This window comes from Mesorhizobium sp. M0816, assembly GCF_040320005.1.
Classification (GTDB): Bacteria; Pseudomonadota; Alphaproteobacteria; order Rhizobiales; family Rhizobiaceae; genus Mesorhizobium.
On record NZ_JAMYOT010000041.1, the window covers coordinates 34003 to 45793 of the forward strand.

At 58.8% G+C, this 11791-nt stretch carries 9 protein-coding genes and 4 pseudogenes; 10 read left to right on the forward strand and 3 right to left on the reverse strand.

Features of this window, described 5'->3' with window-relative positions:
• The first annotated feature begins 145 nt into the window (after positions 1-145).
• The 3 genes from NKI17_RS33160 to NKI17_RS33170 are packed head-to-tail and all read left to right on the forward strand — an operon-like array spanning position 146 to position 1925.
• Positions 146-403, forward strand: coding sequence for a type II toxin-antitoxin system VapB family antitoxin (locus tag NKI17_RS33160; protein ID WP_352624873.1), 258 nt, complete (start codon positions 146-148; stop codon positions 401-403).
• Positions 403-789: a type II toxin-antitoxin system VapC family toxin gene (locus tag NKI17_RS33165; RefSeq protein WP_352624874.1), complete on the forward strand. Its 387-nt coding sequence runs from the start codon at positions 403-405 to the stop codon at positions 787-789. Before NKI17_RS33160 ends, NKI17_RS33165 begins: the two co-directional genes overlap by 1 nt.
• Entirely contained in the window at positions 786-1925 is a 1140-nt protein-coding gene (locus tag NKI17_RS33170; RefSeq protein WP_352624876.1) for a site-specific integrase, read from the forward strand. The genes NKI17_RS33165 and NKI17_RS33170 overlap by 4 nt, the downstream gene beginning before the upstream one ends.
• 254 nt (positions 1926-2179) lie before the next feature.
• On the opposite strand, the gene NKI17_RS33175 is transcribed toward NKI17_RS33170, so the two are convergent.
• A complete protein-coding gene (locus NKI17_RS33175; protein WP_156937414.1) occupies positions 2180-3841 on the reverse strand; it encodes a tannase/feruloyl esterase family alpha/beta hydrolase in 1662 nt (553 codons plus the stop codon).
• Between the two features lie 140 nt (positions 3842-3981).
• Here NKI17_RS33175 and NKI17_RS33180 point away from each other — a divergent pair.
• Together NKI17_RS33180 and NKI17_RS33185 are read left to right on the forward strand one after the other, a co-directional pair.
• Positions 3982-4197 (forward strand): annotated as a pseudogene (locus tag NKI17_RS33180) (leucine zipper domain-containing protein); the annotation flags it as partial.
• Positions 4191-4578 (forward strand): annotated as a pseudogene (locus tag NKI17_RS33185) (Tn3 family transposase); the annotation flags it as partial. The pseudogenes NKI17_RS33180 and NKI17_RS33185, both read left to right, overlap by 7 nt.
• A gap of 977 nt (positions 4579-5555) precedes the next feature.
• Here NKI17_RS33185 and NKI17_RS33195 read toward each other — a convergent pair.
• Positions 5556-5873: pseudogene (locus tag NKI17_RS33195) on the reverse strand (integrase core domain-containing protein); the annotation flags it as partial.
• 5 nt (positions 5874-5878) lie between these two features.
• Between NKI17_RS33195 and NKI17_RS33200 the strand changes: the two are divergent.
• Positions 5879-6256 (forward strand): annotated as a pseudogene (locus NKI17_RS33200) (IS30 family transposase); the annotation flags it as partial.
• Between the two features lie 50 nt (positions 6257-6306).
• Here NKI17_RS33200 and tyrS read toward each other — a convergent pair.
• Positions 6307-7566, reverse strand: a complete 1260-nt coding sequence (gene tyrS / locus NKI17_RS33205; RefSeq protein ID WP_031212411.1) for a tyrosine--tRNA ligase — start codon at positions 7564-7566, stop codon at positions 6307-6309.
• A 39-nt stretch (positions 7567-7605) separates the two neighbouring features.
• On the opposite strand from tyrS, the gene NKI17_RS33210 reads away from it, so the two are divergent.
• The 4 genes from NKI17_RS33210 (at position 7606) to NKI17_RS33225 (ending at position 11627) form a co-directional block, all read left to right on the forward strand.
• On the forward strand, positions 7606-7758 hold the full coding sequence (locus NKI17_RS33210) for a hypothetical protein (RefSeq protein ID WP_352907486.1): 153 nt from the start codon (positions 7606-7608) through the stop codon (positions 7756-7758).
• Positions 7759-7953: 195 nt separating this feature from the next.
• Complete coding sequence (locus tag NKI17_RS33215; protein WP_023679089.1) at positions 7954-8220, forward strand: type II toxin-antitoxin system prevent-host-death family antitoxin; 267 nt, start codon at positions 7954-7956, stop codon at positions 8218-8220.
• Positions 8217-8639: a type II toxin-antitoxin system VapC family toxin gene (locus NKI17_RS33220; protein WP_352480554.1), complete on the forward strand. Its 423-nt coding sequence runs from the start codon at positions 8217-8219 to the stop codon at positions 8637-8639. The genes NKI17_RS33215 and NKI17_RS33220 overlap by 4 nt, the downstream gene beginning before the upstream one ends.
• Before the next feature lie 921 nt (positions 8640-9560).
• Positions 9561-11627 carry a carbamoyltransferase family protein gene (locus tag NKI17_RS33225; RefSeq protein WP_023679092.1) on the forward strand — a complete coding sequence of 689 codons (2067 nt, stop codon included), beginning with the start codon at positions 9561-9563 and terminating at the stop codon, positions 11625-11627.
• The last annotated feature ends 164 nt before the right edge of the window (positions 11628-11791 follow it).

Sequence of the window (11791 nt, forward strand, 5' to 3'; positions counted from 1 at the left end):
GCGCTTCTGGCAATTGATTTGCGTAACAACCGCCGCACCTGTCGCGTATTTAACACGAATGATAATGTTGCATTATCATTCGTTGTTTACGAGCCGACGGAGCCATGGTAGAATACGCCAGAAAGGTGGAATTTTGGAGTCTTTCATGTCTCTGAACATCAAAAATCCGGCCACCGTGGCTCTCGCCAACGAACTCGCACGCCGCCAGGGTATCAGCAAGACAGCAGCCATTCATCAGGCCCTGAGCGAGCGCTTGCATCGCTTGGGCTTTGGAGAGACCGCTCACGAGCGTTTGCTGGCAGAATTGCGCGCCATCCGAGAAAGAGTGGCACGATTGCCTGAACTGGATAGTCGCAGCGACGAGGAGATCATCGGGTATGACGAGCATGGAATCCCTAACTGATGGTGATCGATACCTCAGCTGTTGTAGCGATCCTTCGGAGCGAGCCTGAGGCAGCAAGGCTGGAACGAGCGCTGGTCTCCGACAAAATCCGTCTGATCCCGGCAACCTGCGTGCTCGAGGCACGCATGGTGCTGGTCAGCAGGCGCGGCGAACACGCGTTGGCTGAGATCGATCTTTGGCTGCGCAAAATCGAGGCCGACATTATTCCTGTCGACTCCGAATTGGTTGATCTTGCGACCCAAGGTTGGCTGACTTACGGCAAGGGCCACCACCTGGCGGCGCTGAATTTTGCCGATTGCCTCTCCTATGCTTTGGCAAAGCGTGCAGACGAACCGCTGCTTTTCATCGGCAAAGACTTCTCCCAAACGGATATCGAACCGGCATGAGCATGGCTGGCGACGCGCAACGATCATCCGCTGCTTCCGCTGCTTCCGATGACGACATGCCCGACATCGTCGATATCGTCATGCAGATGGGCGATGCCGACCTAGCCTCGTCCCCTCCCCTTCCAGCCATTGCCAATCCCAGCCTGCCTTCGCATCTTGAGGCGCTCGCCGGCCGCGCGCGCGATTATATCGAGGCGGCGAGTTCGGCCAACACGCGCCGCGCCTACGCAGCCGACTGGAAGCACTTTTCGAGTTGGTGCCGGCGCCAAGGCATCGAGATGTTCCCGCCCGATCCTCAGGTCGTCGGGCTCTACATCGCCGCCTGCGCGTCAGGTACGGCCACTGGCGACAAAAGGCCCAACACCGTTTCAACCATCGAGCGCCGGCTTTCGTCGCTCTCGTGGAATTTTGCCCAGCGCGGTCAGCCGCTCGACCGCAAGGACCGGCATATCGCCACGGTGATGGCTGGCATTCGCAACACCCACGCATCCCCTCCCCGGCAGAAGGAAGCGATCCTGCCAGAGGATCTGATCACCATGCTCGAGACCCTCGACCGCGGCACACTGCGTGGTCTGCGCGACCGCGCCATGCTGCTTTTGGGTTTCGCCGGCGGCCTTCGCCGATCCGAAATCGTCGGGCTCGACATTGGTCGCGACCAGACCGAGGATTCTTCGGGCTGGATTGAGTTTTTTCCTGACAAGGGCGTGCTGGTGACCCTGCGCGGCAAAACCGGCTGGCGCGAGGTCGAGGTCGGCCGCGGCTCCTCCGACGCCACCTGCCCGGTGGCCGCTCTGCAGACCTGGCTAAGACTGGCGCACATTGCGCACGGACCTCTGTTCCGGCGCGTTGCTGGTCAAGGCAGAGCCGTCGGTGCCGATCGCTTGAACGACCAGGAGGTCGCACGCCTGGTCAAGCGCACGGCGCTCGCCGCCGGCGTGCGCGGCGATCTGTCGGAGGGCGAACGGGCCAAGAAATTCGCCGGCCACTCACTGCGCGCCGGCCTCGCCTCGTCGGCCGAGGTCGACGAACGCTATGTGCAACAGCAGCTCGGTCACGCCTCGGCCGAGATGACTCGAAAGTATCAGCGCCGGCGCGATCGTTTCCGCGTCAATCTCACCAAGGCGTCCGGGCTCTGAAAAGCCCCCTCCCCTGCCCCGTTTTGTCCGCTGGGATGAGGCGGTCAGATCTCAGGCGATAACAATACCTCATCGAGCACAGCGAGCGCTGTATCCAGACTATCGGCGGCCGACGCTTCGTAGTCAGGCATGATCATCAACTGCGTTATGGCACGGCCCACAAATTCCGGGTTTAGCTTTTCCAACCGATCCTTGGTCCGGGAGACCTGTTCCGGGAATGCGCGCAGATTGAAGCGAACAAATGACGAGGTCTCTTATCCCCGACACGAATAGCTCGCGATCTCATCGGGATTTCCCTTACCGTCATAGGCAGCTTGAGTGGGATAAGCGCAGATCGGCTGGTGCTTGCCAGGGAATGCCTTGCTGCCAGCCGCGAGAGAGTCCGGAGCCTTGTCTTGGTTTATCCAGCCCTCGATGGCGGCCAAAGGATCAAAGTCGTCGAAGGCTTGGCCATCGCCGCAGTGGGTCATCCCCGGGATTATGAACATGCGCACGAAACGGCGAGTCGCTTCCAAATCGCCGCCGCCTGTGACCTCGACGACTTGCTTGTACCAGCGCACCAGATCGTTGGCCGAGAAGACCGGATCGGAAAGTCCCTGAAACAAGAGCAGCTTTCCACCGTGGGCAGCGAAGCTGGCGAGATACGTGCCGGTCGCATCATTGAGCTTGGCCGTATCCGCAACGCGTGCCGGATCCTTGTCGAAGTCGAACTTCAGGGGGTCAAAATTCGGCGCCGGGGGCGTCATGAAGTAGTATTGAAGCGAGCGGGCTCCCAGAACGATGTTGTTTGCATCCGACTGGGAAGTGGGGGATTTGCCCAGCTTCCACATTCTCCAGTCCGCGCCCGCAACGCCCGTATCATATGGCCAATCGCTGTAAAGCTTTTCGCCATCGGAGCTTTCCGGACCCGCGAACGCGCGGCTCATGGCCTGCACTTGACCAGCCGTGAGGCAGCTGTCCGTCTTATCGCCTTGGCAGGACAGGACCTTTGGGTCGAACCGGCACTGCTGCCAGGCGTTGATGACGCCATCCTCAATGCCATCGCGGGCATCACAGGCAGCGAGAACCGCGTTGGCGACGAGGTTCAGATCCTGCTGGGAGAAGGCGCGGGATAGAATGGGATGGCCGGCCTCATCCTTGGGAGCGATGCTCATGTACTCGCGAGTATCCCAGGCTTGGGCAATGTTGGCGGCACTGAGACGAAAACCCGGGCTACCTGCAACAATCCCGTCGAACTCGAGCGGATATCGCTGAGCCGCTATCAACGCCTCACGACCGCCATTCGAGCATCCCATGAACACCGACTTTTTCGGAGCCGCCCCATAGAACTTGGCCACCACCTGCTTCGAGACCGAAGTGACTTTGCCAATGGAGGCGTACGCAAAATCAATGCGTGCGGCTTGATCGACCCCGAAAGCCGGATCGGGGCTTGGGTGCCCGCCATCCATGCTTACAACAGCGTAGCCGCGCAAGAGCCCGGGAGCCGCGGTCGAGTTCCGGCAAGGAATGGTCCCGACGGCCGGCGCCAGGAAGCCATCAACTGCGCCGCCGCCCTGGAAAAGGAACATGTCGTTCCAGGTCGTCGGAAGACGCACCTCAAACCGGGTGCCATATGATTGACCATCGACCCCCTGGCGTTTCCCGATAACACCTCGGACAAGGCAGTGCCCGCCCACTTTTACCGCCTGAGGCGAGGCGCCGGTGAATGCAGTGAAGGGATCTGCGGGGATCTCCTGCGGCTTTTGAAGGCTAGCCTCGGTAAAGATCACGCTTGGAATTGTGAGCTTGGCGATGGACCGGCACGCCTGATCCGACGCGTTTGCCGCCAGTGCAGGCGCACATACACATATGATCGCCAAAATCAGTGCCAGGGTGCACCCGCGGTCCCGCAGCTTGAGCCCGTTAGCCAAGAACATACCCATCCTCCCTGGATGCCCCCGATAGCCCGAAAGCTGATCGCATTGGTAGCTAGTTGTGAGCTTTCAGAAGGTTATCCATCCGGTCCGAACCGGGAAAGCTGAGGTTGTCGAAGCTTCAGTGATTCCAGTGGGACCGGATGAACATCCATAAGAGTACCCGTCTGACGCCGCTCGGTCGAGAGCGAATTGTAATGCAGGTCGAGAGCGGACAGACGCCTGAGGCCGTCGCCAAAGCCGCAGGCGTCTGCCCGCGGACGGTTCGCAAATGGCTCGACCGGTATCGCGCCGAGGAAATGCCAGGATTGCGGGATCGCTCATCTCGCCCTCATCGGCTGCGCCGGCCGACGCTGGTGCGCGCGAGCGGTTGGATGGGCTTCTGACCGAAATGTTGGCCGGTAACATAAGCCGCTTCATCTTGCTTCGCAAGTTCGAGCTCGGCAACAATTCCGCGGCGGCAAACCGGCTGCTTGACCGACTGGAGTTCCTGCGCGGTGGGTCTTGATCCGCAAGTGCTCGCCGGCATCCGCAACACCGCATCGCTCGCCTGCGTCGGCAGGGTGAGCGCTATGTTCACCGATGGCTTGCGCGATATCAGCTCGGATCGACGCTGGGCGATCCTTGCCGTTTGCGCCGTGGAATGGGAGGCGGCGGTCGCCGATGCCGTGGTCGAGACCCATGACCGGATCGTAAGGAAGACCTGGCGAGAGACTAAGGAGGAAACGGGCTTGACGCTGCAGAGGCTCTATTCGGCCGACATATGCGAGCAATTCTATGAAGCGGACCGCGACGCCATTAGCCTCCTGCCGGTTTTCGTGGGTTTCGCGGGGTCGACAGAGACGGTGCGACTGAATGCCGACCACAGCGAGTTTCAGTGGGTCCCCTTCGATCAAGCGGTCAACATGGTTCCGTTTGCCGGGCAGCGGAACGTGCTCAGGCACGTCCAGAAAGAGTTCGTCGAGCAAGAGCCAAATCGCTGGCTGTTAATTCATCCGCCACGCTAGGCAGCCGGGACGACGCGAGCGGCCGATTCCCACCCCTCCGGGCCGTCAGGGAAGGTGGAAAATCGACCCAAAGCGTCCTCCAAGCGGCGAATTTCGAAGTAAGTTTTCCGCCTTGCTGGAACCCTGCACCTTCATAGAAGCGCAGAGTGGACTCCCTCCGAGATCCAGTCGCCAACAGAACCTTGTAGCAATCGGCGTTCCATGCTTTGTCGAGCGCGGCATGAAGGACGGCGCGGCCCAGCCCAGTAGCCCAGTCCGGCGATGGTTGGCATCTGTCACGACGTTTTCGATTACCCCGTAAAGACGGGCTCCCCGGGACAAGTTGGGAACGATCGCGAGTGTGCAGGACGACACGAGCAGCCCTGCCATATCGACCACGAAGACAGTGATCCGATTCGTATGATTGGAAAGTGGATAGTGACAGACCCTCAGCCTTCAAACCAACAACACACGAGCATGGGCGGGTAACCGCTGCATGTCGGTTGTCCACCCTACTGAGACAGATGGGAACCGGACAGCTCGCGACCCTTTTCGGACCTTGGTTCGAGAAAGCTCTACCGGAAGCAAGATGTTCGTTCGTAACAAAATGGACCGATCTCTGCTCTGTGGCGTGTGCGTTCAAGCCGCTCGGGGCGATACCCGCAGAAACCAGCGAGCTTACCATCGAACACCTGCTAAGCTCATTAGCAATGAAGCAACGAAGGTGGAGGCTAGGTGTTTAGTCCCGGCATTTGATGGGTGGGATCGAGTCGGAACCGTTCGGGCTCTTTTGCCCAGATTTTGCAGATGAACTCGTAGGGTGTTAGGCCCTTGAAGGTCTTAAGCCGGCGCGCGAAATTGTAAGCTAAGATGAAGTCGGCGAGATGCCGGCGCAGTTGATCGTGATCGTCATAGTGGAAGCGCTTGACGGTGGCGTCCTTGATGGTCCGATTCATCCGCTCGACCTGGCCGTTCGCCCAGGGATGGTTGATCTTTGTGAGCCGGTGCTCGATGCCATGTTCGTCGCAGATGCCGTCGAAGATGTGCTGAAGGGATGCTGGTCAAGGTCGCCAACAAGGATACCGAAAGCGTCGTCTCGGCACTGATCAAACAGGCACGGAAACTCCCCGGCGAACTGTACCAGTCGTTGACCTGGGACCGAGGTAAAGAGCTCGCCGATCACCAGCGCCTGACCTTGGCCTCCGACGTCGAGGTCTACTTCTGTGATCCGCGGTCGCCGTGGCAGCGCGGCTCCAACGAAAACACCAACCGATTACTGCGCCAATATCTGCCGCGCGGAACCGATCTATCCCTGCACAGCCAGACTAAGCTCAGCGCGATCGCACGGCAGCTCAATGAGAGGCCGCGAAAGACCTTGCTTTATCAAACCCCAGCTGAAAAGTTCGCGGAGTGTGTTGCAGGGATCAGTTGAACCCACCCCGCTAAGCGGGCAGAATTTCTGCGACAGCATTTGCTGAAACCCTACTTTACAACAGTGTGGCGCTTCCGGCCGAGCGAAAGCCGGATCGGGAGGTCTTGGGACGATATCATTGTATCAATCTCGACGAAGTTGCCGTTGATCCGCACACCTCGTCCCGAGATCGCCCTTCGCGCTTCCCCTTTGGAGGAGGTCAATCCGGCGCGTACCAGCAAATCCACAAGGGCTACTCCGGCCAAGCCCTCGGCGTCATTTAGATGAAGCGTCGGTAGCCCCTCTGCGGCTTCGCCCTGCCCAAATGCTTGGCTAGCCGTGGCCTCCGCCTGTTTGGCGGCGTTAGTTCCATGTGCCAGGGCCGTAGCTTCGTTGGCCAGACGTTCTTTGACGGCGTTTAGCTCGGTTCCTTCAGCCTGTCCAAATCGCTCGATCTCGTCCATCGGCAGATCGGTGAAAAGCTTCAGGAACCGAACGACATCAGCGTCTTCCGTGTTACGCCAGAATTGCCAGTAATCGTATGGCGAAAGGCGATCTTCGTTGAGCCACACAGCTCCGGCAGCCGTCTTACCCATCTTGACACCTGAAGAAGTCGTCAGAAGCGGCGTAGTCACTCCGAAGACTTCCTTTCCATCCGTCCGCCGTATCAAGTCGATGCCATTGATGATGTTCCCCCACTGGTCGGCTCCACCCATCTGCAGACGGCAACCGGTCCGGCGGGATAGCTCAAGGAAGTCGAACGCTTGGAGGATCATGTAGTTGAATTCTAAGAAGCTCAGGTTCTCCTGCTTTTCCAGCCGCGACTTCACACTGTCGAAAGAGAGCATCCGATTGACGGAGAAATGCCTGCCGACGTCTCTCAGCATGTCGATCCAACGAATGCTGTCCAGCCAGTCGGCATTGTTCACCATCACGGCATCCGTCGGGCCGTCTCCGAAGACAAGGAGACGGTCAAAGACCTTTCTGATCCCTTCAATGTTGGCGGCGATCCGGTCGTCCGTCAGCATCGGCCGCGCCTCCGAACGGAAGCTGGGATCGCCGATGCGGGTGGTCCCACCCCCAATGAGAACGATGGGTTTATGGCCAGTCTGCTGAAGATGACGAAGCGCCATGATCAGAAGAAGATGGCCGACATGAAGACTGTCAGCCGTCGCATCGAAACCAGCGTAAGCGGGTACGACGCCTGCTTCAAAGGCGGCATCGACACCCGGCAGGTCGGTCCCTTGATTTACATAGCCGCGCTCAATGAGCGTCTTCAAAGCGGCCGAACATGGTTCGGAATGACCGGTTGATAAATCGGGAAGTGCCATAGGGAATCCTCCTGGTATTGCCGCCAGGGGGTCCTCTCAATGAACAAGCCGCCTGACGGCGGCTTGTTTCAAGGCATGATCGAAACGCGCCGCTCCTTATGGAAGCGTCGCATAATAGATTGCAGCGATGGGCGCGGACTTGATCATGTGCCGATGCATAAAGGACTTTATCCGCACCTGCAAGCAATCTGAAATGGCTACTTCGGGGAGCTGCCGAGCCTTTGTCGCGACGATTTTGCAACTGACTTTTGCACCGTCGCAGAACTCAACTTTTGCGACAACATCTCACCAAGGCGTCCGGGCTCTAGAAAAAAGTCCCCCTCCCCTGTTGCGGTCACTATGCATTTTTATATAGTCACCGTAGTCACAATGGTCACGGAGGCCAGAATGCAGTCTGCTCCAAAAGAGGATGCCAACTGGACCGTCGCTCGGGCCAAGGCGCGGCTGTCGGAAGTCATCGAGCGTGCGCAGGCGGCGCCGCAAACGATCACGCGCAACGGTAGGCCAAGCGTCGTTGTCGTCTCCGCCGAGGAATGGCAACGCAAGACGGTGCGCAAGGGTACGCTTGCGGAGTTTCTGCTGGAGTCGCCGCTACGCGGCGCGGAACTCGACCTTGAGCGTCAACGCGATGAACCGCGTGATCTGCCGCTGTGAGGCTACTGCTGGACACGAATGTCCTGTCCGAGGTGACAAGGCCGGCGCCGGACGCACGCGTTCTGGAATGGCTGGACAAGCTCGACGAGGATCGCTCGTTCATCAGCGTGGTGTCGATCGCGGAAATCCGGCGCGGCGTTGCTCTCATGGGCGAGGGTCGGAAGCGTGAGGCGCTGGCCGAATGGCTTGCCCGAGACCTGCCTCAGCGTTTCGAGCAGAGAGTCCTCCCCGTCGACGAGCCGGTTGCTCTGGCCTGGGGCGATCTGATGGGTCTTGCGAAGCGCCGCGGCCGCGGGCTGACGTCAATGGACGGATTGATCGCAGCCACAGCGATTGCCCAGGAGCTCACTCTGGCAACGCGTAATATGAAGGATTTCGAAGGCTTCGGAATAGAGCTCTTCGATCCGTGGACTGCGTGAATCGCCCAGCACCTCATCCCGAATGCTCGAAGCGAATTTCGAAAAAGAAGTGTGGGTTTGCTCTCATACCCTTTGCTGAAATGTTGTGACAGAGCGCATGGAATGCCACGCGCTTCAAATCGGAGTAGCCATCCAGGAAGCCTGAAGCCCTTTGAAGCGCATGTCCGTCAGCTATTCATAGCGTGGATGACTTTGATCGAAACAAACGATTTCATAACTCTTCGGAAATCTTGCATGGACAAAAGCACGTCCGCACCGATCACCCATCCAAGGAGAAAATCTTCCATGCGCCCTGACGTGCAGTGGAGGTCGTGCCGAGAAGTGAGTTGCAACTGGCCGACCATGTCGGCGGTTCGACGCTAGTCGTCCCCAATGTTCCTGAGCTGCGAAGTCTTGCAGGCGAGCCCGCTGCCCAGCGCGATTCTGCTTGTGGGCGGGCTTATTGCCGCAGGCAGATCCGGTCGGCTCGTCTGGGCAGCGGATTGGAGACCCGGCCGGCAGCGCTACCATACAACATCAGCGCACTTTACATCTACGCGGTATTGCCGTGCTTCCAGTCGGTGCCATGTTTGGCCGACGCATGACGCGATGCGGCCTCCTGCACAGCCGAAGGCGTTATCGGATGTGCGACCGGGAAGCAGGTGGACAGTGCAGCACGTGTCACTCGCTGTGCGACGGTCTTTCGGGGAATGAAATCGGGCCAGTTCACGGCGCGGTGATCCAGCCAAGCTCTCGGCGTCACGGAACGGCAGGCGCCACGATCGAAGCATCTCATGTTGATTCAGGCGGACCCCTTATGAGGCGTTCTTTGATGCCGGTGATGCCTGACAGGCGGTTGCAGCTGCAAGCGACAATGCGGCCTATTTAGTTGGAAACGGAGGCAGGCCAATTTGGCTTGCCCGTCACTATGTGGAGAAAGAAATGCTGTGTCTAGGAATTAGCGGCGGACTTGACCAAGTCCATGAAAACCGATTCGAGCTTCGGAACGCCTTTATGCACGATGGCGCCGCGGTGCTCGTCCGAGACGGACGGGTGATAGCAGCCGTCGAAGAGGAACGCCTCAATCGGATGAAACACTCCAACAAGCTCCCAATTCGTTCGATTCAATACTGTCTGTCAGCGGCGGGGGTTCAGCTCAACGACATTGATCGTGTCGCGCTCTACGCCAGCGAGCCCTATGCCAACGCCATGCTTGAAGGTATGTCCGCATCCCACCCGGACATTCTCTCCATTCCGTTGGATGCTAAAACGTTGGTGCAGGATCTGTTAACGCGTGAGTTCGGCACTAAGTTGGACAGTTCGCGTATTTCATTCGTAAGTCATCATCAGGCGCACGCCGTGAGCGCCTTTGCAATGTCGGGCTTCGAACAAAGTCTCATTCTAGCGATTGATGGCTCTGGTGATTTCCTATCGGGCCTCTTGGCGGTAGGGTCTGGCACAGAAATTACGCAACTCGAGGCTTTCCCCGAGAACAATTCTCTTGGGCTGTTTTATCTCGAGACGATCCGCTATCTCGGCTACGGCTTGTTCGACGAGTATAAGGTAATGGGACTCGCGCCCTACGGCGACCCCGCTCCCTATCGCGAGCTCTTCGAGCAGTTCTACGAGCTCTCCGCCAACGGCGGTGGCTACCGTGTTCACCTCGACCGCATCGGTCCGGCGTTGCTCCGCAATATCGAGGTCAGGCGAAAGGGAATGCCCTTCACCCAGCAGCATCGAGATGTGAGTGCGTCACTGCAGGAAGCGCTTGAGCGGATCGTGTTCCACATTCTCCGGCATCACCGTGAGGCCACCGGCATGAAGCGGTTGTGCCTGGCGGGGGGGGTGGCCCACAACTGTACGATGAACGGTAAGCTGCTGTATTCAGGGCTTTTCGAAGACATCTTCGTGCAACCCGCGTCTCACGACGCTGGCTGCGCATTGGGAGCTGCGCTGATAGTCTCTAACGAGATGGGCCGCCCCGCGCCGTGTGAGCGACTGCAGGAGGTCTATTGGGGTCCTGATCTCGGGAGCGAGCGCGCCGTGCAACAGGAACTGAATGCATGGGCCGGACATCTCGAGGTTGAACGCTCTGATGACGTGGCAAGCAGTGCAGCCGACTGGATCGCCAACGGCGCCGTGATCGGCTGGGTGCAGGGTCGTTCGGAGTTTGGGCCACGTGCGCTGGGCAACCGCAGCATTCTTGCCGACCCTCGGCCCGCCGCAAACAAGGACCGGATCAATGCGATGGTCAAGAAGCGCGAAGGCTATCGGCCCTTCGCGCCATCTGTGCTGGAGGAGGATGCGAGCGAATTTTTCGACCTCCCGGACGGTAGGCACGAATTTCCATTCATGAATTTCGTCGTTCGCGTGCGTGACTCAAAGCGCGCCTTGCTCGGTGCCATCACGCACGTCGACGGTACCGCTCGCCTGCAAACAGTATCGCACAACGCCAATCCCGCGTACTGGGAGGTCATCAATGCGTTCAAGAAGCGCACAGGCACTCCAATTCTGCTCAATACGTCCTTTAACAACAATGCCGAACCGATCGTGGATTCGGTTGCAGACGCGATTGCCACCTTTCTGACGACAGAGCTGGATGGACTTGTGGTCGGGCCCTTCCTGGTAAAAAAGCGGGCTGCAACGCTGCAGGATTGGACTGCGCTTGCGGTTTCGTTGCCGCCCTATGTGTCCCTCCATCAAACCCGCGCTTACAAAGCGCCAGATCGTCGGGAAACTCACTGCGAGATCAGCACGACCCACTTCAACAGTGACAGTGTGCGAATTTCACACGACTTGTTTAATCTGCTGATGCGGATTGAGGGCGAAGCCATGTTGGGAGATCTCCTCAATACAATTGCGCCGGATCAGGCTAAGCGTGACGCTGTGATGGAGGGCCTGCGACGACTGTGGGAGCAGCGCCTCGTTCGGTTGCATCCCTCACAAGCTGCTCGCACGGATCAAGACTGCGATCAAACGCTGGACCAGCATAACAGGCTCTCAGCGTGATAGCGATGCCGCTATCCAAGCTCGGCGAATAAACGTGTTCATCGACGCCCCCAGCCCCCGCACTGCGGGCAGGCGGGGGACATAAAAACAGGGTTTATTAGTGCACTTAAATTTTGACCACCCGGGCGCGCAGAAAAAAACGCCTGAGGCGGGTACCAGTGTAT

Excerpts from the sequence above, each read along its gene's own strand:
- NKI17_RS33160 (WP_352624873.1), top strand. The coding sequence starts at position 146 with ATGTCTCTGAACATCAAAAATCCGGCCACCGTGGCTCTCGCCAACGAA.
- NKI17_RS33165 (WP_352624874.1), top strand. The coding sequence starts at position 403 with ATGGTGATCGATACCTCAGCTGTTGTAGCGATCCTTCGGAGCGAGCCT.
- NKI17_RS33170 (WP_352624876.1), top strand. The coding sequence starts at position 786 with ATGAGCATGGCTGGCGACGCGCAACGATCATCCGCTGCTTCCGCTGCT.
- NKI17_RS33175 (WP_156937414.1), bottom strand. The coding sequence starts at position 3,841 with ATGTTCTTGGCTAACGGGCTCAAGCTGCGGGACCGCGGGTGCACCCTG.
- tyrS (WP_031212411.1), bottom strand. The coding sequence starts at position 7,566 with ATGGCACTTCCCGATTTATCAACCGGTCATTCCGAACCATGTTCGGCC.
- NKI17_RS33210 (WP_352907486.1), top strand. The coding sequence starts at position 7,606 with ATGAACAAGCCGCCTGACGGCGGCTTGTTTCAAGGCATGATCGAAACG.
- NKI17_RS33215 (WP_023679089.1), top strand. The coding sequence starts at position 7,954 with ATGCAGTCTGCTCCAAAAGAGGATGCCAACTGGACCGTCGCTCGGGCC.
- NKI17_RS33225 (WP_023679092.1), top strand. The coding sequence starts at position 9,561 with ATGCTGTGTCTAGGAATTAGCGGCGGACTTGACCAAGTCCATGAAAAC.